Origin of the sequence: Chryseobacterium sp. GVT01B, assembly GCF_019970045.1 — a bacterium.
GTDB lineage: Bacteria > Bacteroidota > Bacteroidia > Flavobacteriales > Weeksellaceae > Chryseobacterium.
This window is the reverse complement of record NZ_JAHXYI010000002.1, coordinates 18,082-43,859: the sequence shown is the minus strand read 5'-3', so window position 1 is coordinate 43,859 and position 25,778 is coordinate 18,082. Positions and strand designations below refer to the sequence as shown.

The 25,778-nt window shown below is 36.2% G+C and carries 23 protein-coding genes; 12 read left to right on the top strand and 11 right to left on the bottom strand.

Going from position 1 to position 25,778, the window contains the following annotated elements:
* Window positions 1-323 precede the first annotated feature (323 nt).
* The 3 genes from LC457_RS03625 to LC457_RS03615 all read right to left on the bottom strand — a co-directional run bounded on the left by LC457_RS03625 (window position 324) and on the right by LC457_RS03615 (window position 5,278).
* On the bottom strand, window positions 324-3,254 hold the full coding sequence (locus LC457_RS03625; RefSeq protein ID WP_223598644.1) for a reprolysin-like metallopeptidase: 2,931 nt from the start codon (window positions 3,252-3,254) through the stop codon (window positions 324-326).
* A gap of 366 nt (window positions 3,255-3,620) precedes the next feature.
* A complete protein-coding gene (locus LC457_RS03620; RefSeq protein ID WP_223598643.1) occupies window positions 3,621-4,118 on the bottom strand; it encodes a DinB family protein in 498 nt (165 codons plus the stop codon).
* A gap of 20 nt (window positions 4,119-4,138) precedes the next feature.
* Window positions 4,139-5,278, bottom strand: coding sequence for an acyl-CoA dehydrogenase family protein (locus LC457_RS03615; protein ID WP_034698301.1), 1,140 nt, complete (start codon window positions 5,276-5,278; stop codon window positions 4,139-4,141).
* A gap of 191 nt (window positions 5,279-5,469) precedes the next feature.
* Here LC457_RS03615 and LC457_RS03610 point away from each other — a divergent pair, with 191 nt between their 5' ends.
* The 6 genes from LC457_RS03610 to LC457_RS03585 all read left to right on the top strand — a co-directional run bounded on the left by LC457_RS03610 (window position 5,470) and on the right by LC457_RS03585 (window position 12,420).
* The gene (locus tag LC457_RS03610) at window positions 5,470-7,383 is read left to right on the top strand and encodes an endonuclease (protein ID WP_223598642.1); all 1,914 of its coding nucleotides are present in this window, start codon (window positions 5,470-5,472) and stop codon (window positions 7,381-7,383) included.
* A gap of 246 nt (window positions 7,384-7,629) precedes the next feature.
* On the top strand, window positions 7,630-8,235 hold the full coding sequence (locus LC457_RS03605; RefSeq protein WP_223598641.1) for a SatD family protein: 606 nt from the start codon (window positions 7,630-7,632) through the stop codon (window positions 8,233-8,235).
* A gap of 2 nt (window positions 8,236-8,237) precedes the next feature.
* Window positions 8,238-8,933 (top strand): DUF3307 domain-containing protein, encoded by a 696-nt coding sequence (locus LC457_RS03600; RefSeq protein ID WP_223598640.1) that lies wholly within the window; start codon window positions 8,238-8,240, stop codon window positions 8,931-8,933.
* A gap of 36 nt (window positions 8,934-8,969) precedes the next feature.
* Window positions 8,970-9,692, top strand: coding sequence for a phosphoribosylaminoimidazolesuccinocarboxamide synthase (gene purC, locus LC457_RS03595; RefSeq protein WP_027372243.1), 723 nt, complete (start codon window positions 8,970-8,972; stop codon window positions 9,690-9,692).
* A 140-nt stretch (window positions 9,693-9,832) separates the two neighbouring features.
* On the top strand, window positions 9,833-11,332 hold the full coding sequence (gene purF / locus LC457_RS03590; protein ID WP_223598639.1) for an amidophosphoribosyltransferase: 1,500 nt from the start codon (window positions 9,833-9,835) through the stop codon (window positions 11,330-11,332).
* 140 nt (window positions 11,333-11,472) lie between these two features.
* Complete coding sequence (locus LC457_RS03585) at window positions 11,473-12,420, top strand: glycerophosphodiester phosphodiesterase family protein (RefSeq protein WP_223598638.1); 948 nt, start codon at window positions 11,473-11,475, stop codon at window positions 12,418-12,420.
* A 248-nt stretch (window positions 12,421-12,668) separates the two neighbouring features.
* Here LC457_RS03585 and LC457_RS03580 read toward each other — a convergent pair whose 3' ends face one another.
* From LC457_RS03580 to aroB, 6 genes are all read right to left on the bottom strand, one after another.
* Window positions 12,669-13,376, bottom strand: a complete 708-nt coding sequence (locus LC457_RS03580) for a porin family protein (RefSeq protein WP_223598637.1) — start codon at window positions 13,374-13,376, stop codon at window positions 12,669-12,671.
* A 363-nt stretch (window positions 13,377-13,739) separates the two neighbouring features.
* The gene (locus tag LC457_RS03575) at window positions 13,740-14,438 is read right to left on the bottom strand and encodes a porin family protein (RefSeq protein ID WP_223598636.1); all 699 of its coding nucleotides are present in this window, start codon (window positions 14,436-14,438) and stop codon (window positions 13,740-13,742) included.
* Between the two features lie 456 nt (window positions 14,439-14,894).
* Window positions 14,895-15,479 carry a porin family protein gene (locus LC457_RS03570; RefSeq protein ID WP_223598635.1) on the bottom strand — a complete coding sequence of 195 codons (585 nt, stop codon included), beginning with the start codon at window positions 15,477-15,479 and terminating at the stop codon, window positions 14,895-14,897.
* Between the two features lie 204 nt (window positions 15,480-15,683).
* Window positions 15,684-16,310 carry a porin family protein gene (locus LC457_RS03565; RefSeq protein WP_223598634.1) on the bottom strand — a complete coding sequence of 209 codons (627 nt, stop codon included), beginning with the start codon at window positions 16,308-16,310 and terminating at the stop codon, window positions 15,684-15,686.
* Window positions 16,311-16,543: 233 nt separating this feature from the next.
* A complete protein-coding gene (locus LC457_RS03560; RefSeq protein WP_223598633.1) occupies window positions 16,544-17,179 on the bottom strand; it encodes a porin family protein in 636 nt (211 codons plus the stop codon).
* Between the two features lie 279 nt (window positions 17,180-17,458).
* A complete protein-coding gene (gene aroB, locus LC457_RS03555; RefSeq protein ID WP_223598632.1) occupies window positions 17,459-18,505 on the bottom strand; it encodes a 3-dehydroquinate synthase in 1,047 nt (348 codons plus the stop codon).
* A gap of 338 nt (window positions 18,506-18,843) precedes the next feature.
* On the opposite strand from aroB, the gene LC457_RS03550 reads away from it, so the two are divergent.
* Window positions 18,844-19,785: a pseudouridine synthase gene (locus LC457_RS03550; protein ID WP_308116399.1), complete on the top strand. Its 942-nt coding sequence runs from the start codon at window positions 18,844-18,846 to the stop codon at window positions 19,783-19,785.
* A gap of 191 nt (window positions 19,786-19,976) precedes the next feature.
* On the opposite strand, the gene pncA is transcribed toward LC457_RS03550, so the two are convergent.
* Window positions 19,977-20,582, bottom strand: a complete 606-nt coding sequence (gene pncA / locus LC457_RS03545) for a bifunctional nicotinamidase/pyrazinamidase (RefSeq protein ID WP_047374914.1) — start codon at window positions 20,580-20,582, stop codon at window positions 19,977-19,979.
* A 245-nt stretch (window positions 20,583-20,827) separates the two neighbouring features.
* Here pncA and LC457_RS03540 point away from each other — a divergent pair, with 245 nt between their 5' ends.
* From LC457_RS03540 to LC457_RS03520, 5 genes are all read left to right on the top strand, one after another.
* Window positions 20,828-21,970, top strand: a complete 1,143-nt coding sequence (locus LC457_RS03540; protein ID WP_223598630.1) for a DEAD/DEAH box helicase — start codon at window positions 20,828-20,830, stop codon at window positions 21,968-21,970.
* 211 nt (window positions 21,971-22,181) lie between these two features.
* Window positions 22,182-22,718, top strand: coding sequence for a YfiT family bacillithiol transferase (locus tag LC457_RS03535; RefSeq protein ID WP_223598629.1), 537 nt, complete (start codon window positions 22,182-22,184; stop codon window positions 22,716-22,718).
* Complete coding sequence (locus tag LC457_RS03530) at window positions 22,712-23,173, top strand: DUF1569 domain-containing protein (protein WP_223598628.1); 462 nt, start codon at window positions 22,712-22,714, stop codon at window positions 23,171-23,173. Before LC457_RS03535 ends, LC457_RS03530 begins: the two co-directional genes overlap by 7 nt.
* Entirely contained in the window at window positions 23,170-23,550 is a 381-nt protein-coding gene (ytxJ, locus tag LC457_RS03525) for a bacillithiol system redox-active protein YtxJ (RefSeq protein WP_223598627.1), read from the top strand. Before LC457_RS03530 ends, ytxJ begins: the two co-directional genes overlap by 4 nt.
* The gene (locus LC457_RS03520) at window positions 23,547-24,143 is read left to right on the top strand and encodes a Crp/Fnr family transcriptional regulator (RefSeq protein ID WP_047374905.1); all 597 of its coding nucleotides are present in this window, start codon (window positions 23,547-23,549) and stop codon (window positions 24,141-24,143) included. Before ytxJ ends, LC457_RS03520 begins: the two co-directional genes overlap by 4 nt.
* A 150-nt stretch (window positions 24,144-24,293) precedes the next feature.
* Here the strand turns inward: LC457_RS03520 and LC457_RS03515 are convergent, their stop codons facing one another.
* Window positions 24,294-25,715: a PLP-dependent aminotransferase family protein gene (locus LC457_RS03515; RefSeq protein WP_223598626.1), complete on the bottom strand. Its 1,422-nt coding sequence runs from the start codon at window positions 25,713-25,715 to the stop codon at window positions 24,294-24,296.
* Window positions 25,716-25,778 lie beyond the last annotated feature (63 nt).

The following is a 25,778-nucleotide window of genomic DNA, read 5'->3' as shown; positions in this document are numbered from 1 at the left end:
GCTTTGATAATAGATTTTCTGGCAGTATATATTATTAAAAATCAATTGGATAAAACGGGTCGAGAGAAGCAACTGTCAGACGTTTAAAAACAACTTTGAGCTCCCTTAAATACAAACTGGGGTAAACGGTACAATAAAAGAATATTATTGTGCGATAAATTTAAATCAAAAAACTCAAATACTAGTTATTTTATTTTAAATAAAATATTTTTATGAAATTAATTATAATCATAAATGTATTTAATATAATATTTTACATTTTGTAAAAAATAAAACTGCCCTATTAGGGGCAGTTTTTTCACATCGTTTAATTTTAAAAGTTATTAATTTTTAATAAATCTTTTAGATGATTCTCCAATTTGAAGCATATAAGCCCCTTTAATTAGATTGCTTACATTTACAGACCCTCTCTGAAGTTTTCCTGAATCAATTAGTTTTCCACCCATATCGAAGATTTTATAGTCTTCTGAAGTTGTGTTGGAAATATAAAGGATATCTCTTACAGGGTTTGGATAAAGCTTAATATCTGTGATCAGATCTTTTGTATTCTGAAGATCTCCTTTTCCTGAAGAAACGATATTAAGGGTGTAATCCTCAACCTGGCCATAAGTGAAAGCTTCACATGATGAAGTAGGGATTGAACTGTATTTCATCATTACTCTCATTCTTGTTGACCCCACAGTTGCTGTAGCCGGAATGGTGATAGATCCTGTAACCGGGCTTGTTGTAGAACCAGCTTTTGTCCATGCTAATTCTCCACTATCTGTAAAGTCTCCATCACCGTTGTAGTCAATATAAACAGCGTATGCTTCGCTATATTTTGTTGATGTCCAAACCGGAGTAACCGAGATTGTATAAGCGCTTCCTCTGGTTACATTGGTAGAAACTGAAGTGAAGTTTTCATAACCTGCAGTTCCAGTAGAAGTATTATTAATAGATCCGAATGTTACATTTCCAATTCTTTCATCAGCGGTGTTGGATGCTGAAGAAGAGCAATATGAAACGCTTCCTCCTGCAAGAGTGGTAACACTTACTGTATTGCTGGAAACTGAAGCATTTCCTGCTGCATCTTTTGCTTTAACAGAGAAAGAATACGTTGTTGATGGAGTAAGTCCTGTTACAGTATAGGTAGTTGTAGCTGTAGAACCAATTAATGAAGCTCCCTGATATACGTCATATCCGGTAACGCCTACATTATCAGTAGCACCAGACCATGAAAGGTTGGTCGTTGTAGCAGTAGTTCCTGAAGCTGCAAGGGTAGGAGCTGTAGGAGCAACAGTGTCAGGAGTTCCGGAACCAGCATTTACAGAAATGTTAGCATTGTTAACATCAAAGAAAATGTGGTTTGATCCTTTTACCATAATTCTTCCTGTCGTTGTATTGGCATTAGGAATGGTCACTGCCTGTGAACCGTCATTCGGAGTTCCTGCCAATAAGGTAGTCCATGTATTTCCACTGTCTGTTGACCAAAGGATATCTACATTAGCGGCATTTACACCATTAGCTGTAGTTCCTGCAACGTTCCATGTGATCGTTTGAGAACTTCCTCCGGCATACGTTGTTGCTGAATTCTGTGAAGTGATATTAAATGGTCCTGCAGTTCCGTTAACAGTAATTACAGCGTCATCAGAATTGTTTCCTGAGCCTCCGGCTTTGTTATCACGAACAGTAAATCTGAAATTCAATGTTCTTGCTACTGAAGAAAGAGCTTCTACAGTGATTTCAGAACCTGCTGTAGTTGTTGCACCTGTTAATACAGAAGCCATTCTTGGGAAGTATCTTACAGGAGCAGTGGTAGGAGTCCATGATCTGAAGTTTGGCCCTGAAGCTTTTGTTGCACTGGCTGCTGAACTTGCTCCTGTTTGAGAAGAAGAAGCATTGTCCATTTGCTCCCAGATATAAGTTAAAGAATCTCCGTCAGCATCTGTTCCTGTACCTGTCAGTACGAATGGAGTTCCTTTTGGAATTGTATAGTCTAAGCCTGCACTTGCTGTCGGAATTGAATTTCCTGTATTTGTATTGACAGAACAAGTTTTAGCTTTGATATTATTAGTGATCTGCTGAATGCTTATCGCATGGAAAAATGCATCAGAATGCGGCTGAATATCCTGGCTGGTAATTCCGGCATACCCCATGATGGTTGATCCTGATCCCGGTTCCATATTGGCACCAGTACCTTCATTATTCATAGAGAATGTATGATTTCCTCCGAACTGGTGTCCCATTTCGTGAGCCACGTAGTCGATGTCAAAATTATCTCCTGAAGGAATAGCATCTGCCGGAGAAGTATATCCGCTTCCTTTTGATCCGTTTGTACAGATACAGCCGATACAGCCTGCGTTTCCTCCACCTCCGGAAGCACCGAACAAGTGTCCGATATCATAATTGGCCTCACCAATGACAGAAGTTAAAGTACTTTGTAACTGTGAATTCCAGCTGCTCATTCCGGAAGCCGCAGAATAAGGGTCTGTAGAAGCATTGGTGTAGATTACAGCGTCATTGTTGGCTATCAGAACCATTCTTGCCGCGAAGTCTTTTTCAAAAACACCATTTACACGGGTCATTGTGGTATTCATTGCAGCTAAAGCCTGAGCTTTTGTACCCCCGAAATAAGTAGTGTATTCTCCGGTACAGGATAAGGCTAATCTGAACGTTCTTAGTTTGGCATCATCAGCATTAGGTCTTGCCGCAAGAGCAGAGTTGGAAACTCCTTTCTGTGCAGCATCTACTACTGTACATTCAAACTTGTTAAGATCGTCTTTTTTGTCAGATTTTCTGTACACTACATAAGTGGAAAGATCTTTGGTGTAAGGTTCAATGAAAACGGCAGATTTATCACCGTAGATTTCCATTGATGACAGTCCAAGCGGAGAAACGCTGAAATAGACTGTGGAATTAGGATCATCCAGACCTTGTCCTACGTAGGATTTAATATCCGGATATTTTGCTGCCAGTTCAGGGGCAAAATTGGAATTCTCCCTCACTTTAAAATTTTCCATTCTGCCTTCAGAGTTTGGAAAAGAGATGATGAGTTCTGATTTTTCGCCTGCAGCCAGTCTTTTGGGAGCTTTTGCTAAAGCATTTTTCAATCCGTCGATGTTTAGGTTGTAAACCTTAGGATTGCTGATACCGGTTTTGTTTTCAAAAACCTCTGATGAAGTTTTTCTGGAACCTTCAGACCAAAGACGGTCAGTCTGTGCGAAAGAAATACCCGAGATAAGGAGCATTCCAATCAGCGTTAATTGTTTTTTCATATTAAATATTAAATTTGATTGTGGAATATCAAAGCTAATGAAAAATATATTATCAAAAACAAAATTTTTTAAGAGAAATTTAGAATACAGATTTAAAATACTATGCAATACATTGAATATAATTGAAAAAGCTTATTAATAAAAGAAATGCAAAAGCAATGAAATGAATTTTAATTTTGAAAAAAATGAAATAGATGTATATTTTTATTAATTTATTAAAATGAGACAATATAATTTATTAATTATTTAATTATATGTGAATAGTATTAGTGAATTAAATTTTAGTAAATGTTACTACATAGCTCTACGTTTGTGTATAAAAAAAGCTGTTTCAAAATGAAACAGCTTTTTTTATATAATTCTTAATTACATTTTATCATCAGCAGTAGGACCATAAAGTCCAGGGACTTTGTTCCCGGTCGATCTTAAATAAACAACCAATTCGCCTCTGTGATGGTACAGATGATTATAAAGAAAGCCTCTTACCACCTGAATTCTCGGAGATGGCGGGAAAATTACATTTCCGTTCATTTCCATTTTCCATTCATTAAAATAAGTGTTTTCATCCGAGTTTTCAAGAACTTTCTGTGCGTTGGCAACATTTTCTTCAAATTTTGCAAGGACATTTTCCGCTTTGGAAATGTCTCCTTTGTCATACTTGTATGCACCCATATCAAAAGTATCCTCATTGAAAGTGGATTCGTACCAATTGTATACTTCAGCAATATGAGAGGCCAGCTGACCGGTTGTCCAGTTTTTTTCGGACGGTTTCCAGTCCAGTGCGCTGTCAGGGATTGCCTGTAAAATTTTTCTGGTGTTTTCCGCTTCGTGCAGAAATTCACCTAAAAGTGCCTGTTTAATCATTTGTATTGGGATTTAAAGATTTATTTTGTAATATCTCTTCCGATAACCAGTCTCTGAATCTCAGAAGTACCTTCTCCGATTGTACAAAGCTTAGAGTCTCTGTAGAACTTTTCAGCCGGGAAATCTTTTGTATAACCGTATCCTCCGAAAATCTGAACAGCATTGTTAGAAATTCTCACACAAGCTTCAGAAGCATACAGTTTTGCCATAGCTCCTTCTTTTGTCATTTTCTGTTTTGCATTCTTCAAAGTAGAAGCTCTCTGGATAAGAAGTTCAGCAGCATCAATTTCTGTTGCCATATCTGCTAACATAAAGTTGATCGCCTGGAAATCTGCAATAGGCTTTCCGAACTGATGTCTCTCTTTTGCGTATTTCAGAGCAGCTTTGTAAGCTCCTCTCGCAGTACCTAAGCTTAGAGCAGCGATAGAAATTCTACCACCATCCAATACTTTCATAGCCTGCTTGAAACCTTCACCTACTTCTCCTAAACGGTGAGAATCCGGTACGCGCACATTATCAAAGATGAGTTCTGCAGTTTCGGAAGCACGCATTCCTAATTTATTTTCTTTTTTCCCGGAAGTAAACCCAGGCATTCCTTTTTCTAAAACAAAAGCTGTAGAGTTGTTCTTAGCACCTATTTCTCCTGTTCTTGTCATTACTACGGCAATATCTCCTGAAATAGCGTGAGTAATAAAGTTTTTAGCTCCGTTGATGATCCATTCATCACCATCTTTTACAGCAGTAGTAGACATTCCTCCTGAATCTGAACCTGTATTGTGTTCTGTAAGACCCCAAGCTCCGATTACTTTTCCGGAAGCCAGCTGAGGAAGCCATTTGTGTCTCTGCTCTTCATTTCCAAATTCATAGATATGGTTGGTGCAAAGAGAGTTGTGCGCTGCTACAGAAAGACCGATAGATGGGTCAACCTGAGAAATTTCATCCAGAATAGTCACATACTCATGATAACCTAAACCAGAACCTCCATATTGTTCAGGAACAACAATTCCCATAAAACCCATCTCACCTAACTGGTGGAATAAGTCTTTTGGAAAAGTCTGGCTTTCATCCCACTCCATAATGTTCGGTCTGATATTCTTTTCTGCAAATTCTCTAGCCGTCTCCGCTATCATTTTGATGTTGTCAATAGTCTCTGTATTCATATAATAATAGTTAGTGCCCAAAGATAACCAAATTGATGGAATGCTAAAATAAATTATTTCATTCGTAATATTTAAGCGGTAATGCGTTTAATTTTCAATTTTTTATATTTTCAGAATTAATGTTTTCTTAATAAAATATTCAATCTTTTCCGTTTTTTATTTCACTATTTTAGTTCCCCAATTTTTAAAGCATGAAAAAAAATTTACTTCCTATCATTTTAATTTCATCATATATTTCTGCGCAGGCACCTGCCGGATATTATGACGGAACAGCCGGATTGACGGGGTACGCCCTAAAGTCGAAGCTGCACGATATTATTTCGGATAAAATGGTCAACTGGCATTATGACGATCTGAAGACACTTTATAACCAGACTGACCTCGATAAATATTATGATCATGATGCTTCCAATACACAGTACATGCTGGATATCTATTCGGAAATACCTTCTGGACCGGATGCTTATGAATACAAATCGGATCAGTTGATAGCGGGTGCATCCGGAGAAGGACTGGGCTACAACAGAGAACATATGATGCCTCAAAGTACATTCAGTACAAGTTCTTCTATCAGTGATTATCCTATGTATTCGGATCTGAACTTCATTATTCCTGTTGATGCCTATATCAACCAGCGCAGGAATAATTATCCTTATGGAATAGGAAATAATACCAATCATTATATTTTCAGCAATACTTCGAGGATGTCCAATGCTGCAATTCCAAATTATCCTTATACCGGAAGAGTTTACGAACCCATTAACGAATTTAAAGGGGATATTGCAAGAACCTTATTATATTTTGCCGTAAGATATGAAGGGAAACTGGGGTCGTTTAATACAGCCTATACTACATCAGCCAACTTAACACCGGCTACAGATCAGTGTCCGCTTGACGGAACGGAAGAAAGAGCAGTTGATCTTCCCTATGTTGCCATGCTGAAGCAATGGAGCGCTGCAGATCCTGTTTCGCAGAGAGAAATCGACAGGAATAATGCTATCTATACCATTCAGAAAAACAGAAATCCATTTATTGACCATCCTGAGTGGATTGATATGATCTGGTCTGAAACACCTGACAATGTTACACCAACAGCTCCCGGATCTCTGGTTTCAACACAACAGAATGCTTATTTTGTGAATCTGAACTGGACGGCTTCTCCTGATACTGATGTTTTAGGATACAGAATTTATATGAATGGTTCAGCAACACCTGTAGCTGTTACAAAAGGAACTTCTATAAGCATAGACCACCTTAGTCCGTCTACAACATATACTTTTACAGTGAAAGCTTTTGACAAAGCTTATCTGGAATCTGCGTTCAGTAATACGGTTACAACTTCAACAATTGCTTCAGATTCATATGCTCAGGATCTTATGATTACAAAGTATATTTCAGGAACCAATACAGATTTCGTTAAGAATAATGCCCTGGAAATCGTTAATAAAACAGGGCATGAAGTCAATTTAAATAATTACAGGATCAATATCCAGTTTAAAAACAATTCGTCAGGAGCTATTTATAGCGGAGATACCTATGAGTTGGAAGGAAAAGTAGGAAATAATGAAACTTTTGTTATTTTGAATCCAAAAGCGACTTTATCATGTTATACCAATGATCAGGCAAGATTTGTAACGGCTTCTGATCCTATGTTGTTTGCAGGACAGAATTATGTGGAGCTTGCTTATAATAAAACGGTTACGATAGATGCTATCGGCGTAAAATACACGACTAATAATAATGGAAACGTCTCTTTATACAGAAAAAGTACGGTTAATCAGCCGGCAAGCAGCTTTAATATCAACCAATGGGATTCTTATCCTTCTAATTACTGTCAGGATCTTGGTGGTACATTGTCGTCTTCGGAACTGATTACTTCTGCCAGTGAATTTAAAATATACCCGAACCCGGTTTACGATGATCTTTATGTAAGCGGAACTGCTGAACAGGTAAAAACAGCCCGGATTATAGATCTTTCCGGAAAAGTGATTTACACAGAGAAAGATCCTTTCAGAAATAAGAAAAATATTTCAGTCCAGGGGATTCCGGCGGGAATTTATTTCTTGCAGCTTGATGATAAGGCCCATCAGTTTATTAAAAGATAGAGTATGAGTGGATAGCAGGAATAGCTTCTTGCTTAAAAATAAAGTTAAAAATGTAGAGTTAAATAAATGTAATGATAAAAATTTCATCAGTTTTTTGCATTTTCATAAATTTAAGTTTTTCATTAAAAGCCTAAAAACCTTATGGTTACTGCATAATCGATATAAGCAGATTCACTAATAATCAATATCTATAAGTGTTTCTGCTTATATTTTTTATTTATAAGTAATTATGCTTATATTTGCAGTATGATAGCGGTCATTACCGGTGATATTATAAATTCACAGCATGCGGACACTGAAGTTTGGATTACCAGACTTAAAAATCTTCTCGAAAGATGGGGAAGCGCTCCTGGCACATGGGAAATCTACAGGGGAGATGAGTTCCAGTTCAAATGCAATATTGATGACGTTTTCTGGCGTTTTCTAGCCATAAAATCTCTTATTAAAAGTCTGGAAAATTTAGATGTAAGAATAGCCATAGGCATTGGTGAAGAAAGTTTCTCTTCTGAGAAAATCACAGAATCCAATGGTACGGCTTATGTACATTCCGGAAGACTGCTTAATGACCTTAAAAATGACGGTCACACCGTTGCCATCAAAACATCCAGCGACCCGGTGGACAGGGATCTTAATATCCTGCTGAAATGGTCTTCCAAAGATTTTGACAACTGGACTATGGCTACGGCAGAGATTATTCATGAAATGATCATGAATCAGGATATTACCCAGGAAGATCTTGCTAAAAGATTTGCTATTTCACAGTCTTCGGTAAGTCAGAGACTGAAGCGAGCCAACTATGAGCTCATCGTGGAAACCAACCAGTATTTCAGAAAGAAAATCTCAGAACTATAGGCATGATCTTTATCAAACTCATATTGGCACATCTACTCGGAGATTTTATACTTCAGCCAAATTCATGGGTTGCAGATAAGGAGAACTATAAACTAAAAAGTAAGTTTTTATACTTTCATGTTCTGATTCACACTGTATTAAGTCTTATTTTTCTTTGGGATCTGAAACTTTGGTGGGTAGCCGTTTTGGTAGGGATCACTCACTTTATTATTGATGCCGCCAAACTGACATTTCAAAATGTAAAGACTAAAAAAAGATGGTTTTTCATTGATCAGCTGCTGCATGTTCTTGTGATTATCGGAGTTTCATTTTATTTCCAGGAATTCAGCTTTGCATTTTTACAGAATCAGGAATTTTTAAAGATACTTATGGCAGCGTTGTTTTTAACGACACCCGCATCTATTTTTATCAAAATATTACTGTCATCATGGACACCCGCTCCAGATGGCCCCAACACTATTCAAACCGAATCTTTATCAAGTGCCGGAAAATATATCGGAATTTTAGAACGTCTGCTGGTCTTCACTTTTATCATGGTGAATCACTGGGAAGGCGTAGGTTTCATGGTGGCTGCCAAATCTGTTTTCAGGTTTAGCGACCTTGCACAGGCAAAACAGAGAAAACTTACAGAATATGTATTAATTGGTACACTGCTGAGTTTTGGACTGGCTGTCTTAACAGGAATAATTATAAAATAAATCAATAAATCTAACTACAATTTAGAAAGTAAAATTATGAGTCAAAAGAAAGAAATGTTGTACGAGGGGAAAGCAAAACAAGTATTTGCAACCGATAATCCTGATGAAGTAGTAGTACGTTTCAAAGACGATGCTACAGCATTTAACGCTCAAAAGAAAGGTCAGGTTGATCTTAAAGGGGAAATGAACAATGCTATCACAACCCTTATTTTTGAATACTTAAATGAAAAAGGAATCAAAACTCATTTCATCAAACAATTGGACGAAAGAGAGCAGTTGGTAAGAAAAGTATCTATCATTCCTTTGGAAATGGTGGTAAGAAACTACTCTGCAGGAAGTATGGCACAAAGATTAGGAGTGGAAGAAGGAATCAAATCTCCGGTAACCATCTTCGATATCTGCTACAAAAAAGACGAATTGGGAGATCCGCTTATCAATGATCACCACGCTGTTTTCTTAGGAGCTGCTACCTATGAAGAGCTTGACGAGATGTATGAGTTAACTTCAGATATCAACGAAATCCTTATCGACCTGTTTGATAAAATCAATATTATCCTTGTAGATTTCAAAATCGAATTAGGTAAAACTTCAGACGGTGAAATTATCCTTGCTGACGAGATTTCTCCGGATACCTGCAGACTTTGGGACAAAGATACTATGAAGAAGCTTGACAAAGACAGATTCAGAAGAGACTTGGGAGAAGTTACTGAGGCTTATGTAGAAATCTACAACCGTCTTAAAAATCTTTTACAGAAATAAGACTTTAGATACCAGATTTCATATATCAGATGTTGATACTGAAAATACTTTGTTGGTTAAAACAAAATTAAATTTGAAGTTAGCTTTTAGTCTGAAATCTGAAATCTGACTTCTAAGATCTACAATTAGAAAAAATAGAAATGAAAAGTTTAGACATTCATAAAAGTGAATATTTAAAACAGTTTGAAACCCAGACTTACGGAAGAAATCTTTTCAGAACTCAGGAAGAGGAAAGACTGGATGCTCCCAATGAAGAGTGTGGGATTTTCGGAATGTATTCGGATAATGATCTGGATACTTTCTCTCTTTCACAGTTTGGTCTTTTTGCATTACAGCACAGAGGCCAGGAAGCTTGTGGTATTTCCGTTTTAAAAGATGGAAGAATCACCAATATGAAAGATGAAGGACTGGTTTTAGATGTTTATAAAGAAATTCAGGAACCTGAAACTTTTATGGGAAATTCTGCAATTGGGCATACCCGTTATACCACTGCAGGAGATAAGAAGAAATATAATTTCCAGCCATTTTTCGCGAAAAACGAATATGACCAGATTATACTTTCTATAGCACACAACGGTAACCTTACCAATGCAAAAGAATTAAAAGCAGAATTAGAGGCTGAAGGCGTGGTTTTCAGAGCGACATCCGATTCTGAGGTGATCCTGAGACTGATCCAGAAAAACCTTGATTTAGGTCTTCGCGGAGCTATTAAAGCAACCATGGAAAAGATCGAAGGAGCTTATTCCGTAGTGGGAATGACAAGAAATAAATTCTTTGCATTCAGAGACTTCAACGGAATCCGTCCATTGGTTTTAGGAGCTATAGACGAAAGATCTTATGTAGTAGCTTCAGAATCTGTGGCATTGGATGCTGTAGGAGCTCAATATGTACGTGATATACTTCCTGGTGAGATCATTTATACCAATGAAAACGAACCTGGAAAACTTCATTCTTATATGATGGATGAGGCGAAAGGAAAGCAAAGAATCTGTTCTTTTGAATATATCTACTTTGCAAGACCTGACTCTACCTTAGAAAACATCAATGTATACGAAATCAGAGAAAAATCCGGGGAGAAAATCTGGGAACAGGCTCCTGTAGAGGCTGATCTGGTTATTGGAGTTCCGGATTCCGGAGTTCCTGCTGCCATTGGGTTCTCTAAAGCTTCAGGAATCCCTTTCCGTCCTGTTTTGATTAAAAACAGATATATCGGAAGAAGTTTCATTGTTCCTACACAGGAAATGAGAGAAAGGGTAGTGAACCTTAAACTGAACCCGATCATCTCTGAGATGAAGGATAAAAGAGTAGTGATCATTGATGATTCTATCGTTCGAGGGACAACATCTAAGAGACTTGTTAAAATTCTAAAAGATGCAGGAGTAAAGGAAATCCACTTCAGAAGTGTTTCTCCGCCAATCATTGCACCATGTTATCTGGGAATTGATACTCCGTCTAAAGATGATCTGATCTCTGCCAACATGACGACAGAAGAACTTAAAAATTATTTAGGAGTAGATTCCCTGGAGTTTTTAAGCATAGATAACCTGAAAACCATTTTAGGTTCTGCCAACCACTGTTTCGGATGCTTTACAGAAGAATATCCTGTAGGAAAAGGAGAAGAGGTAGATTTATTCAACTAATCTCTTTATTAAAATCATAAAAACAAAAGAGCCGGGCTATCACCTGGCTCTTTTTGTTATAAATGTAGCAGAAGCTTAATATTCCTGTATTATACAATATACAATAGAGTTTTAATTTTGTATGATTAAAACTTCAGGATATGAAAAATGCATTTTTCACGGGTGTTTTTCTGGTATTTACCCAGCTTTACACTTCACAATCTTTCGATAAACAGGCACACCGCGGAGGGAAATCTCTTTATCCGGAAAATACCATCCCGGCAATGAAGAATGCCTTAAAAATGAATATAACGACCCTGGAAATGGATCTGGCTATTACAAAGGACAAAAAGGTGATTCTTTCCCATGATGCATTCCTTTCGCCGGAGTTGGTTACCAAGCCGGATGGAACCTACATTCCAAAAGACTCAGGTTTTTATTATAAGATTTATGAAATGCCTTATGCAAAAATTAAGACATTTGATGTAGGTTTAAAGAAACTGAGTAATTATCCTGATCAAAAGAAAATGAAGGTTCAAAAACCTCTTTTTTCCGATATCATAGATGCATGTGAGGCTTATGCCCGTGAGCTGAAAAGACCGTTGCCTTTTTATAATATAGAAACAAAGACACGTCCTTTCTCTGATAATATATTTCATCCGGAACCCAAAGAATTTGTAGATCTGATGATGAAGATTATTGTAGAGAAAAAAATTCAGGACAGAGTGATTATCCAGTCTTTTGATCCCAGAACACTGGAAATCCTTCATAAAGAATATCCTAAAATTATGACAGCTCTTCTGGTAGAAAAAGTAGATGATAAAAAGCTGGCTCAGCAACAGGCTTATTTTAAAAACATTCCTGCAGAGAAATTCAAAATGTATCCTGATCATTTAAGTGGAGTGGCAGGAGATATGAAATTTTTGAGTTTTACCCCTACCATTTACAGCCCCGAACATAATCTTGTGACCCCACAATTAGTACAGGAATGTCACGCATTAGGAATGAAAGTAATCCCATGGACTGTAAATACAAAAGAAAGATTGAAGGAATTAAAGGATATGGGAATAGACGGGGTAATCAGTGATGATCCCAGAATATTTGAATAAATATTCTGGGTGACTATAGAATTTTACACCATTGTCATTCTGACGAAGGAAGAATCTCATGTAAAGCCTGAATTCTTCATTTCACTGTTACATTCAGAATGACAGAGTCATAATAATGAGATAGCAGGATTAATATAAAATTGTATATAATTGCCCTATTTTTAAATATAAATAGCCGAAAGAAAAATCTTCCGGCTATTTTATACGTGCTGGTTAATGCACTTCGGTTAAAAAATTGTTTTTTTTAATTAGAACTTATAGTTCAAACCTAACTGAAATACTCTGTTGTTGTTTTCAGCAGCAGGTCTGCTCTTATCAATTTTAGTTAAGCTGTTTACGTATCTTGCACTTACACCAATGTTGGAAGTGATATCATACCCTAAACCAAGACCCAATCCGAAATTGAATTTGTTGATCATATCTTTATCGATATCCTGAGAGTTTGAACTTGCAGTAGTTGTAGTAATACCTCCTGTAGTACTTGCTACAGTAGATTCTGATTTGTTTTTACCATTAAGGAAATAACTGAATTCAGGTCCTGCTTCAATATAAAACTTGTCAATAGGTCTCATTTGAACCATTAATGGAACTGAAATGTAATTCATTTGTACTCTGCTCTGTACTTTAGTCTTCACATTCGTAACGCCATTGTCAGTTTCTGTAGAATACATTACATCTTTAGCCCCCATTTGGTTGAATAAAACCTCTGGCTGGAAACTAAATTGTTTTGAAATTGGAATATTAACGAATGCACCTGCATGGAAACCTAATTGCTGGGTGTTGATCCCAAACTTCTGCTGACTGAAATAAGAAGAGTTTCCTCCTGCTTTAATCCCGAATCTAACGGGTTGAACATCTTTTTTTAGTGGTGATGCATTTACTGTTTTTGTTTCTGTCTCTTGAGCAAAAGCTAATGTACCAGCAGTTAATGCTAATCCTAAAAATAACTTCTTCATAATTTTATTTTTTTAATTTTACTATTTGTGTGTCGGATGATTTCTCAATCAGACTCCAATTATTTTGCAAATTGCTTGCCAAAGTTGAAAAATACCTATTTGCAGGGGTTTTAAAGGGGTTTTCAGAAATATTTTTCTTAATCATTTATCCCTTTTTGATGAATAAATGTATCCCAAACTGAATATTTTATGAAAAGAGTTGAAGAGTCGAAAAATATTACTGTAGATAATTGAAATGATAAAAAATTTAAAAGCAGAAGCTGTTTTTCTAAAAAAATGGAGTATCCGGATTGTTTTCAGGATCTGAAATAAAAATACCGGACCCTAATAGACCCGGTACCATTTTGAAAATAATAAATATCCCTATTTAAACTTATAAGCAACTCCAATCTGAAGTGCATTATTTCTTACTTTATCATCATCGTTATATTTGTAAACTTCAGTAATACCAGCAGTAAATCTTGCGGTTACCCCAAAGCTTTTAGTAAAGTAATATCCGGCACCAATACCTAATCCCAGATTGAAACGGTTAAAAAGACCTGTTGAAATATTTTTTGAAATATGTTCCGTATGATCAATTGTAATTGAATTCCCGGTAGTTTCAATAGTAGTTAAATCTCCTTTTGTTTTTCCTCCCAATAGGTATCCAAATTCAGGGCCTGCTTCTACATATAGCTGAGGAAGAATATTATATTGAACCATTACAGGAAGAGAAAGATAATTTAATGTTGTACTATAATCATAGTGCTGTGTTCTTCTGTAGTTCCCTGAGTTTGTTCTGTAGTTATAGTCTGATTTTGACCCCAGCTGGCTGAAAAGAAGCTCAGGCTGGATACTGAATTTTTCAGAAACCGGAATATTGGCGAACACCCCTGCATGAAAACCTACTTTCATTTTTTCATTATTATCATATTCATAACCGTCTCCTCTGGTAAGCGTAGATCCGTTCAGACCTGCTTTAACACCAAAAGTAACAGGAGAAGAAGTTTTTGATTGAGTTTTTTCCTGTGCATTCGCGAAAATGCCGCCCGCCACTGCCAGTACTATAAAGAGTTTTTTCATGATTTAAAGTTTAATTTAATTTCTCTTCATTGCGACAAAATATCTGCCACAAGCGGGAGAAGTGATAAAAATCATGCAATAAGCGAAAAAGTCAGGCCTAAACTAATAAACCTGACTTTTTCTATTGAAATCAAAATGTATCTAATTATTGAACAACATACATTGCTGTATCCTGCCTTGCATTCTAGTGTTAATCAACCCAATGCTGTTCCCGTTAAAAGTTTATAATGGTAATAGTTACGTTTGAGTATTAAAATTCAATTGATTGATCAACTGAACCAATACCTGCTTCATTGTAAAAACGGAATCATGTGTTGGGATTTCCGGAATAGAGTACAATCATTACTCAGTACGCAAATTTCTTGCCAAAAATCATCTGCCAAATAAAAAAGCCGGATTAAATATAATCCGGCTTTGTATTGATTAGAAATTTCGCTTTAAAGCTAATCTGATTTCTTAGAATTTATAAGCTAAACCAACCTGAAATACTCCGTTTCTAGAAGCATCACCTGGGTTGTTTTTAGGAACATCAGATAATCCTGCGGTATATCTTAGATTCACTCCAATATTTTGTGTGAAATAATATCCAGCTCCAAGACCAATTCCGAAATCAAAAGTTTTCAAATTATCTTTAACATCTACAGATGAACCATTAGCTTTTCCTTTAGCGCTGATAAGGAACCCGAATTGAGGACCTGCTTCTACATATAGATTAGGAATCAGATTGTACTGCAACATTACCGGTACTGCGATATAATCCGTATTTAGTTTTACATTGCTGTTAGACTTAGCTTTACCACCCATCCCACTATATAATACTTCCGGTTGTACAGAGAAATCCTGTGCTACTGGAATGTTTGCAAAAACACCACCGTAGAATCCAGCTTTTGAATTCAAATCACTGTTAGAAATAGTTGAAATATTAAGACCTGCTTTTACACCAAATCTAACTGGGGAAGATGAAGCAGTAGAAGTTGAAGTCTTCTGAGCGAAAGTGAAAGTACCTGCTACCAGGGCAAGACCTAAAAGAATCTTTTTCATAAGTTTTATATTTTAATAGTTTTTAAGTTTTATTTAACATTTCATTAAGAATCAAACTGCGTGCCAAAGTTAAAACATATTATAAATCCAGTGTTTATGCTATAAATTGGAAAAAGTAATCTTTATTTTACATGAAAAAGCCGGATTAATTTTAATCCGGCTCCACTTTAATTATAAAAACTTAACGAGAAAAGCTAATAAGCTTTAGAATTTGTAATTTACTCCTACCTGGAATACACCGTTTCTTACAGATCCTGGTCTGCCATACCCATAAAGATATCTCTGTTGTTTTGCATTCACAATATCAGATAAGCCTGCAGTATATCTCACATTTACACCAATATTTTTTGTTATATTATAACCGGCTCCCAAGCCGATTCCGAAATCAAAGCCTCTGGTTGCATTTTTAAGGTGTAAACTCCCTACATCGTCCTTTAATCTGGCATCCATTAAGAAGCTAAATTGTGGTCCGGCTTCTACATAAAGATTAGGAAGTACTTTATATTGAAACATTACGGGAATGGAAATATATTCTACTTCAAGTTTTGCATTACTGTCTCCTTTCTGTTTAGCTCCTACATTACTGTATAATACTTCAGGCTGAACAGAGAAATCCTTAGCGACAGGAATATTCATAAAAACACCACCATAAAATCCAGCTTTTGATTTCATATCCATATTGGAAAGAGTGGAAACATTAAGTCCTGCTTTCAAACCGAATTTGATTTTAGAAGAAGAAGATGTGGATGGAGGAGTAGCATCAGTTGAAGTGTTCTGAGCAAAAACAAAAGTACCTGCGATAAGTGCCAGGCCTGGAAAAATCTTTTTCATAGATTAGTTTTAATTTAAGTTGTTTAACGCTCGGAAAGCAACAAACAATATGCCGTGAACTCCCTTCAATAAAGACTTTATATATCTTTAACAGATTGAAAAATCAATGGTTTGGGATATATGTTTAATGTTTTATCAAAGGATCAATGCTTTACCTATAAAAAAAAGACCAGATTAAAAAATTAATCTGATCTTTTCTATTGAATATAAAATTTGTTAGTGAATGTATAAGCTTATTTGAATTTATAAGCTAAACCTACCTGGAATACATTGTTTCTTACCGCATCAGAACCGTTAGGTCTGTTTTTTGCGATATCAGTTAAACCTGCAACATATCTTGCTGTAAGTCCAAGGTTCGGAGTAAAGTAATACCCGGCACCAAGACCAATACCAAAGTTGAATGTATTGAAATTATCTTTGTAATTGTCTGATGTAGTAGAATCTCCGTTGGATTCATTTTTCAATTTATTTTTAGCACTTACCATGAAACCGAATTCTGGTCCTGCCTCAACATAAAGGTCAGGAATAAGGTTGTACTGGAACATTACCGGTACAGTAACATAATCTAATTTAGTAGAAGCCGAAAATTTCGTCCCAAATGAGGTGAAATCTGATTTGTTACCATATTGAGAATATAATACTTCCGGTTGAACGCTGAATGAAGCTGCTAACGGAATGTTGGCAAATACACCTGCATTGAATCCAATTTTAGATTTCTGATCATCAAGACCACTGTCTTTTGAAAGTGAAGATACGTTCATTCCCCCTTTTACCCCAAATGTTACTGGATTAGAAGATGTGTTTCCTGTCTGTTGAGCGAATGCGAATGTTCCTGCAGTTAACGCTAATCCTAAAATTAACTTTTTCATAACTTTAATTTTTTTAATTTTACTCTTTCTTAATTTTAAATTTTACTACTTGTTCAGCATTTTCAGTTGAACGCAGAGTATCTTTCAAATTGCTTGCCAAAAATATTTTTTATGATTAAAATCAATAAAAATACCACTTAGACAATAAGTGGTATTGGAAATATATAGTTGATTTGCAGTTTATTACATATTTAAATAAACATTTGTTTAGAAGAGGTCTAAATTGACAATTTTGTTAAAAATAACCTTTCAAACCGGGTTTATCTTTCCAAAAAATCGTTAAGCATTATTCAATTTTCTATAAAAAGACAGCGATTCAAGGATATTTTCCTGGCTGCACTGATGGTCATAAGTACAAGAACCTATTCCGGAAAGTAATGAAAAGTTGATTTTACTGTCTGTATTCTTTTTATCATTCAGTAATAATGCCGTGATATCTTCGTCTTTAAAATCACTTATATCGAGGTAAGGATAGTATCTCTGAACATTTTCGATGACCATATCTGCATCTGTTTCAGAAATAAGATTCTCCAGATAAGCCAGATGAGCTTCTGCAATCATTCCCATGGCAACGGCTTCTCCGTGAAGAATAGGATTTCCCTGCTGTAAGCATAAACTTTCTACGGCGTGACCTATTGTATGCCCGAAGTTTAATGTTTTTCTGATATTCTGTTCATGAAAATCTTTATCTACAACGTCCTGCTTGATATTCATAGAAGTCTGAATATGTGGAATTACTGTATCAACCTCCAGTTTACGAACCTGAATCAGCTGATCCCAATGATTTTTATCAGCTATTAATCCGTGTTTCAGCATTTCAGCGAATCCGCTTCTCAATTCTTTAAATGGTAATGTTTCTAAGAATTTTGGAAAAATAAAGATCTGTTCAGGAAAAGCGAAAGTTCCCACCATATTTTTATAATGCATCAGGTCAATACCCGTTTTTCCTCCTATCGAAGCATCACACATAGATAAAAGAGTAGTAGGGATATTGATGAACTGTATTCCTCTTTTGTAAGTAGATGCCACAAATCCTCCCATATCAGTAATCACACCGCCCCCAAGATTGATAACCAGCGCTTTTCTGTCTGCCTGCATTTCCGTAAGAATTTCCCAAAGCTGATTGGCAGTCTGGATATTTTTCATTTCTTCTCCGGCTTCAATCTCTAAAATTTCAAAGCCAAGGTCTGTTTCCATATTTCCCAAAAGAATAGGAAGGCAGTACTCATGAGTATTTTCATCAACGAGAATGAAAATTTTACTGAAAGATTTTTCATGAAGAAACTCGTTAAGCTGAGAAAAATTATCGTTTAATATTGTTATCATCTTCTAATATTTGTAAAGTTAAAATGTAAACTATAGTGCAAAGTTATGATTCTTAATTTTTAACTCGTAACTAAATTACTATCTTTGCAGAAATTTTTAGAATGAGCAGAGATAATAATAATTCAGACAGATCAAAGAGACCAAGAATTTCAACCAAGAAAAGTTCTGATGATTCTCGTGCTTCCAGATCTGGAAATTCTTCAGGATCAAAACCTTTTAAAAAACCTTTTTCTAAAGACGGAGGCAGAACAGCTCCGGAACATAGAGGGTCTAACTCAAAATTCGATAAAAAACCATTCAAGAGAAATACTGACAGCTCTGAAGGTTCCAACGAAGATATGGGTTCAAAATCTGAAAGAAAACCATACATCACGAATAAAAGTGAGAGTTTTGAGAAAAAATCTTTCGGAAAACCCAAAAGAGGAGGAAAAAGCTTTGATACAAGAGATAAATATGAAAGAGGTAGTCTGAAATATGGCAGAAGGCCCTCTAATGGAGATGAAAGAGATGACAGAGCAAAATCTTTTGTACAAAAAAGAAGGTTAAACAAAATTGACAAAGATGTTCATAAAGACACTATCCGTCTCAATAAGTATATTGCCAATTCAGGGATCTGCAGCAGAAGAGAAGCGGATGATCTTATTACTCAGGGATTGGTAGAAGTAAACGGAAAAGTAGTCAACGAAATGGGCTATCAGGTACAGAAAACTGACAGAGTAGTTTTTGACGGACAAAATATTACTCCTGAAAAACCGGTTTATGTACTTTTGAATAAGCCAAAAGGTTACATTTCTACGACGAAAGATGACAAAGCGAGAAAAACAGTAATGGATCTTGTAGCTAATGCTTCTCCTTACAGAGTTTTCCCGGTTGGAAGATTAGACCGTTCTACAACGGGGGTTATTCTATTGACCAATGATGGACACATGACTAAAAAATTAACGCATCCATCTTTTGATGCTAAAAAGATTTATCATGTAACGTTAGATAAAAAGCTTTCGGGTGAAGATCTACGTCTTATTGCAGAAGGAATCCGTTTAGATGAAGGTGTAGCCGTTGTTGACCAGATTTCGTACATTGAAGGAAAACCTAAAAATGAGATCGGAATCGAGATTCATATTGGATGGAACCGTGTTATCAGAAGAATATTCCAAAGATTAGGGTACGAAGTGGAAGCTTTAGACAGAGTAATGTTTGCAGGATTAACGAAGAAGAATATCAAGAGAGGGCACTGGAGAATCCTTACAGAACTGGAAGTAAACAACCTTAAAATGCTTTAATATAATGATGAATTATAAGTTATAAATGATGAATTATAGATTCAGGATTGTAACTTATTCCATTATTTTGAAAAGTACATTTAAGTGTAAAAAATAAAAAAGCGCAGAATTATTTTCTGCGCTTTTTTTGTATTAAGTTGTGAATTCCAGAATTCATAACTCATCATTTGTAATTCATCATTAAAAAAGAACTATCCCAAAACTGTCACTCCTTTTTCAATCATCTCGTAGATGGCATCTCTGGCGTTGTCTGGTTTTACGTTTACTGCACGTGTTCCATTGAAATGAAGGCATGTTACATATCCGTTAGCTACAGCATCCTGAGCAGTGAATTTAACGCAATAGTCTAATGCCAATCCAACGATTTCTACCAATTGGATATCATGATATTTTAAGAAATCATCCAGTCCGGTTTTCATAAAATGGTTATTATCCTGGAAACCGCTATAGCTGTCTATCTCAATATTTTTACCTTTTTGTACAATGTGAGTTACTTTGTCTCTGTTCAGATCTTTGTGGAATTCTGCCCCGAAAGTTCCCTGAACACAGTGATCCGGCCACATAAACTGTGGAACACCATTTAAAATAATACTTTCTCCAACCTGTCTGCCATTGCTGCTTGCAAAACTTTTGTGGCCTGCAGGATGCCAGTCCTGTGTAAGAACCACCTGATCATATGCATTTTCCTCCATCAGAAGATTGATATACGGGATAATTTCGTTGGATCCAGGGACTGCCAGTGCTCCGCCTTCACAAAAATCATTCTGTACATCGACTATTATTAACGCTTTTTTCATATTTTGATTTCTCGAATTTTTGATAAATTTACAAAACTAATCTTCAAAAATTTGTCCAAACCCTAATTATCGGACAAATCGGCAAGAAAAATAACTGCCTTTATATAACAGTTCTTTTAAAATGATGAAAGAGAGTATCATTGTTTCTATGCCTATCATTACTTCCTTCTTCCACCTTCAGGCTTCTGACCTTTTATCTGAAACTAAATCTCAATAGCTTATCTTTGCAATAAATAAGTATTTTTATGTCATTTGAATCGTTAGGATTATCACACAATATTATTCGTTCTGTAAATAAACTGGGGTATTTGAAACCATTTCCAATCCAGGAGCAGGCAGTTCCTGTTATTCTGCAGGGAAAAGACCTGATGGGAATTGCACAGACAGGTTCCGGAAAAACGGCTTGTTTCGTAATGCCGATTTTAGAAAAATTACAGAATTCTGAAGTTAAAAAGGACCGTAATGTTCAGGTTTTAATATTGGTTCCTACCCGTGAATTGGCCATTCAGATCGATGAAGTTTTCAGAGCTTTTACAGAAAATCTCAAGCGTGAAGTTCGTACAATGGCGGTTTATGGAGGTATTTCTATCAATCCGCAGATGAAAGGGATGTTTGGGGTAGAAGTTCTTATTGCCACTCCCGGACGTTTATTAGATTTAATTGATTATAATGCGTTGAGTATTTCCGGAATCCAGCATTTGGTGATTGATGAAGCGGATAAAATGTTTCAGCTGGGCTTTGGAGAAGAAATGAATAAACTTTTCGCAATGATGCCTGTGGTAAAACAAACGACTTTATTTTCAGCAACTTTGAATGATAAGGTTTCTGAAATGAAAGAACGCCTGTCCATCAATCCCACTATTATCGAAATTAAAAAAGAAGAAGTTGAAATTGATAATATCGAGCAGCTTGCATATCATGTTTCTCCTGAAAATAAAGGTCCTTTCCTGCGCTATTTGATTAAAGAAAAAAAGGTGGAAAAGGCTTTGATCTTTGTTTCATCTACAAGGTCTGCAGATAATCTGGTGGAAAAACTTAAAAAGAATAAAATTAAAGCGGTGGCTATTCACAGTCAGAAATCGCAGGGTGCGCGCAGAAATAACCTGGAAGAGTTTAAAGTAAACGGAGCCCAGATTTTGGTAGCAACAGACCTGATTGGGCGTGGAATTCATATTGAGTCATTACCATGTGTGATCAATTATGAACTGCCGCGTTCTCCTTTAGATTATATTCACCGTATCGGAAGAACGGGGCGTGCTAATGAGAAAGGAACAGCAATCAGTATTCTGACGGATGATGAACTGCAGCATTTCAGAGTGATTCAAAAGAAAATGGGGAAAAAAGTAACCTTACAAAGAACAGAAGGTATTGATCTGCATGGTTATTAATCTTTCAATATAATTTATAAAATGCTTCAGTTGATCCGTGAAGCCTTTTTTATGAACAATTGGTACCACAAAAATTATTATCTCTATAATTAATGCTTTATTCACCTTAGTTTCTTGAATTTTTGATAAATTTACACAAGCTGATATTACATTGTTCTTACCTATAATAACCGGACAAATCGGCAATAATTACAAATTAAAACCTTGAGCAATGAGTGATTTAGAGAATAAAAAGTTTCCAATAGGCCCGTTTGAAGTTCCGGAAAACATCTGCGATACTACATTGGATACTTATATCAAAGTGATCAAAGACTTTCCCGGCAGGCTAAAAAATCTCATTGAACATTTTACGGACGATCAATTGGATACTCCTTACAGAGAAGGAGGCTGGACTGTGAGGCAGGTTATCAACCACCTTTCTGACAGTCATATGAATAGTTTTATACGTTTTAAGCTGACTCTTACCGAAGATAATCCTACCATAAAACCTTATGATGAAGCCAAATGGGCTGAGCTTCAGGACAGTTTCCATATGCCTGTAAAACCAGCTATGAGAATGCTGAAAGGAACACACCAAAGATGGGTTGTACTCCTTAAAAGCCTTACGAATAAACAATTTGAAAGAACCTTTCATCATCCGGAGCATAATAAAAATTATAATTTAAGAGAAAGTCTTGCTTTATACGTCTGGCACTGTAATCATCATTTTGCTCATATTGAAAATCTGAAGATAGAAAAAGGTTGGTAAGGAAGCGTCTTAATAATCCCATATACTATAAGGAAATTGTAGACCGAATTTCCATGTTGTCTGAAAATTCCCCTGTAAAATGGGGGAAAATGAACGTATGTCAAATGCTAAAGCATTGTGACCTGGTTCTTCAGGTAGCTTTGATAAAAGTGGAATTACCCCATATTAATATCCTGTATAAGGCAATAGGAATACTCACGAAAGCAGAAATGTATGTCTTCAATAATGGAATTCCCAGAAACATGCCTACTTTTCAAAAACTAATCGTTAATTTTGAGTGTGATTTTGATGTATCAAAAGCCAATCTGCTGAAAACGCTGGAGGAATTTCGGGAAGCCTGTGAAAAAAACAGCCTGCCGGATTATCACAGATTATTTGGAAACATGACTGAAAAAGACTGGACATTTTTAGAATACAAACATCTTGATCACCATCTAAAACAATTTAATGTATGAGTTTTTTTGATAAAATATTCGGTGGAAAAAACGAAACCCCTGACCAAAAAACATTCTGGAAAAAAATAGAGTCTGAAGAAGACCTTGCAAAAGCTATAGAAGACTCTTTTCAGAATAAGATTGCTATATTTAAACATTCAACAAGCTGTTTTATCAGCAGAACTGTACTGAAGAACTTTGAAAAAGAAGTTGAAAATTCAGATCAGCCAGTCAATGTATACTACCTTGATCTATTGGCTTACAGACCTGTTTCCAATAAAATAGCCTCAGATTTTGAAATAAGACATGAAAGTCCGCAGCTGATTGTAATAGAGAACGGAAAACCTGTGAACAATGCTTCACACCAGGATATTTCTTTAAGCCAGATTGTATCATGAAGAATATAAATGATTATTTAGCCAAAGTTTTAAATGTTCCCCTCCAAAATGTGAACACTTGCAGCCTGCACTATGAAGTAAAGAAAATTCCTAAAAATCAGTTTCTTCTTCAGTACGGTGAAATTTGCAGGCATATATTCTTTGTAGAAAAAGGGCTGTTGAAGATGTATTCCATTGATAAAAATGGGAAAGAACACATTATACAGTTTGCCCCTGAAAGCTGGCTGATTTCCGACCGAAGCAGTCTCTATTTCAATGAAAAATCCATTTATTATATAGAAGCGGTTGAAGATTCAGAAATTCTGTTTTTGCATCCTGATTTCTTTAATAAATTGGTGGAACAGTTTCCGAACAGTATTGAAAGAAGTGATTTCCTGCTTCAGAAACATATCAGAAGTCTTCAGAACAGAATCAACTCTTTGCTTGGTGAGACGGCAGAAGAAAGATATATGAAATTCATTAAAATGTATCCGGATTTGCTTCTGAGAGTGCCGCAATGGATGATTGCTTCTTACCTTGGAATTACTCCTGAAAGTCTTAGCCGTGTAAGAAAAGAGCTGGCGAGAAAAAATTTCGTTCCGGATAACAAATAGAAAAGGCAGGAAGATGGGAGAGGGAAGCTTGAAGTTCTGGTGAAGACAAAAAGAACTTGATCGTTATTATTTAAACATCGTTATTAATAAGAATTGACATAATCTATTCTTAAAACCCTAATAGCTTCTATCTTCCAGCCTCTATCTTCCTTACTTCAAATAAATCTTTTTGGCAAGCTGTCCAATCTGTCTGAGCTTTGTCTGCGTATCTTCTGACCAGGGAAGTCCTATACAGAGTCTCATACAGTTTTCAAACTGCTCCTGAAAGGTAAACATTCTTCCGGGAGCAATACTTATGTTTTGCTTGATGGCCAGATCGTATAACTCAGTTGTCCGTATTTTCTTATCAAATTCTATCCATAAAGACAATCCTCCCTGGGGACGGCTGGTTTTGGTGCCTTCCGGGAAAGATTCTGCAATAGTCTGAACATAGTTCTGATAATTATTTTGCAAAGTCCGGCGCAGCTGCTGAAGATGTTTTTCATACTTACCGGATTTCAGAAAGTTAGCTACAGCTTCATTGACAATCGAAATAGAGGAAGTGGAATGCAGGAGCTTAAGCTTCATGATTTTGTCTTTATATTTTCCGGGAGCAATCCAGCCTACACGATACCCCGGAGCCAAAGTTTTTGAAATAGAGCTGCAATACAATACATTTCCGTCTTTATCAAAAGACTTGCAGCATTTCGGACGGGTAGAACCGAAGTACAGATCTCCATACACATCATCCTCAATCAATGGAATATTATTTTCCGAAAGAATTTTTACAATTTCTTTTTTATTTTCGTCAGGTATGCAGCTTCCCAAAGGTGAATTGAAATTGGGAATAAGCAGGCAGATATCTATTTGGGGTATTACTTTTTTTAAAGCCTCAATTTCTATTCCGGTAGTAGGGTGCGTAGGAAGTTCCAGAACTTTTAAGCCCAATCCGTTGGCCAGCTGTAGAATTCCCGGGTAACAAGGGCTTTCAATAGCAATTGTATCACCTGGTTTTCCTAAGGCCATTAAGCAGAAAGATAAAGCATTCATTCCGCCATTCGTCGTTATCAGGTCATTTTCGCTCAGATTTCCTCCCCATTGCAAAGAACGTATGGCAATCATTCTTCTTAACTTCAGATTTCCCTGAAGCTCCTCATATTCTGTACCGCCATCTTTTAATTCCCTGATGGCATTTACGATTTCTTTTTTCAGTTTTGCCTGAGGTAGTAGATCTCCGGACGGAATTCCGATAGAAAAAAAAGTAAGATCCTTTTTACCCATATTTTCATAAACCTTACTGATCAATTCATCCGGTTCATCATTATTGGCGATCAATGACGGACGGCTCACTTCCGGCAATGGAAGTTTTGCGGATAATAACTGACTTACAAAATAACCGGATTGCGGCTTAGATTCTACCAAGGACTGGGATTCCAGTTCCAGGAAAACACGCTTGGCTGTATTCATACTTACCTGATGTTCCTGGCATAGCATTCTTACCGAAGGAAGTTTGTCTCCGGCCTTTAAAATACCATTCCTGATCTGTCCTGCAATACCGTCTGCAATTTCTGTATATAAAAATTCTTTGCTCATATTTTCAACTGTGCTCATGCAAATATACAAAACTGATACTGTGTTTATCTAATTATCCTTTCT

What these genes read in the sequence shown, in the direction of transcription:
- LC457_RS03585 (WP_223598638.1), top strand. Translation starts at nt 11,473, where the DNA reads ATGAAAAATGCATTTTTCACGGGTGTTTTTCTGGTATTTACCCAGCTT.
- LC457_RS03540 (WP_223598630.1), top strand. Translation starts at nt 20,828, where the DNA reads ATGTCATTTGAATCGTTAGGATTATCACACAATATTATTCGTTCTGTA.
- LC457_RS03625 (WP_223598644.1), bottom strand. Translation starts at nt 3,254, where the DNA reads ATGAAAAAACAATTAACGCTGATTGGAATGCTCCTTATCTCGGGTATT.
- LC457_RS03570 (WP_223598635.1), bottom strand. Translation starts at nt 15,479, where the DNA reads ATGAAAAAGATTCTTTTAGGTCTTGCCCTGGTAGCAGGTACTTTCACT.
- LC457_RS03580 (WP_223598637.1), bottom strand. Translation starts at nt 13,376, where the DNA reads ATGAAGAAGTTATTTTTAGGATTAGCATTAACTGCTGGTACATTAGCT.
- purC (WP_027372243.1), top strand. Translation starts at nt 8,970, where the DNA reads ATGAGTCAAAAGAAAGAAATGTTGTACGAGGGGAAAGCAAAACAAGTA.
- LC457_RS03615 (WP_034698301.1), bottom strand. Translation starts at nt 5,278, where the DNA reads ATGAATACAGAGACTATTGACAACATCAAAATGATAGCGGAGACGGCT.
- purF (WP_223598639.1), top strand. Translation starts at nt 9,833, where the DNA reads ATGAAAAGTTTAGACATTCATAAAAGTGAATATTTAAAACAGTTTGAA.
- LC457_RS03560 (WP_223598633.1), bottom strand. Translation starts at nt 17,179, where the DNA reads ATGAAAAAGTTAATTTTAGGATTAGCGTTAACTGCAGGAACATTCGCA.
- LC457_RS03605 (WP_223598641.1), top strand. Translation starts at nt 7,630, where the DNA reads ATGATAGCGGTCATTACCGGTGATATTATAAATTCACAGCATGCGGAC.
- LC457_RS03550 (WP_308116399.1), top strand. Translation starts at nt 18,844, where the DNA reads ATGGGTTCAAAATCTGAAAGAAAACCATACATCACGAATAAAAGTGAG.
- aroB (WP_223598632.1), bottom strand. Translation starts at nt 18,505, where the DNA reads ATGATAACAATATTAAACGATAATTTTTCTCAGCTTAACGAGTTTCTT.
- LC457_RS03515 (WP_223598626.1), bottom strand. Translation starts at nt 25,715, where the DNA reads ATGAGCAAAGAATTTTTATATACAGAAATTGCAGACGGTATTGCAGGA.
- LC457_RS03535 (WP_223598629.1), top strand. Translation starts at nt 22,182, where the DNA reads ATGAGTGATTTAGAGAATAAAAAGTTTCCAATAGGCCCGTTTGAAGTT.
- LC457_RS03565 (WP_223598634.1), bottom strand. Translation starts at nt 16,310, where the DNA reads ATGAAAAAGATTTTTCCAGGCCTGGCACTTATCGCAGGTACTTTTGTT.
- LC457_RS03575 (WP_223598636.1), bottom strand. Translation starts at nt 14,438, where the DNA reads ATGAAAAAACTCTTTATAGTACTGGCAGTGGCGGGCGGCATTTTCGCG.
- ytxJ (WP_223598627.1), top strand. Translation starts at nt 23,170, where the DNA reads ATGAGTTTTTTTGATAAAATATTCGGTGGAAAAAACGAAACCCCTGAC.
- LC457_RS03610 (WP_223598642.1), top strand. Translation starts at nt 5,470, where the DNA reads ATGAAAAAAAATTTACTTCCTATCATTTTAATTTCATCATATATTTCT.
- pncA (WP_047374914.1), bottom strand. Translation starts at nt 20,582, where the DNA reads ATGAAAAAAGCGTTAATAATAGTCGATGTACAGAATGATTTTTGTGAA.
- LC457_RS03520 (WP_047374905.1), top strand. Translation starts at nt 23,547, where the DNA reads ATGAAGAATATAAATGATTATTTAGCCAAAGTTTTAAATGTTCCCCTC.
- LC457_RS03620 (WP_223598643.1), bottom strand. Translation starts at nt 4,118, where the DNA reads ATGATTAAACAGGCACTTTTAGGTGAATTTCTGCACGAAGCGGAAAAC.
- LC457_RS03600 (WP_223598640.1), top strand. Translation starts at nt 8,238, where the DNA reads ATGATCTTTATCAAACTCATATTGGCACATCTACTCGGAGATTTTATA.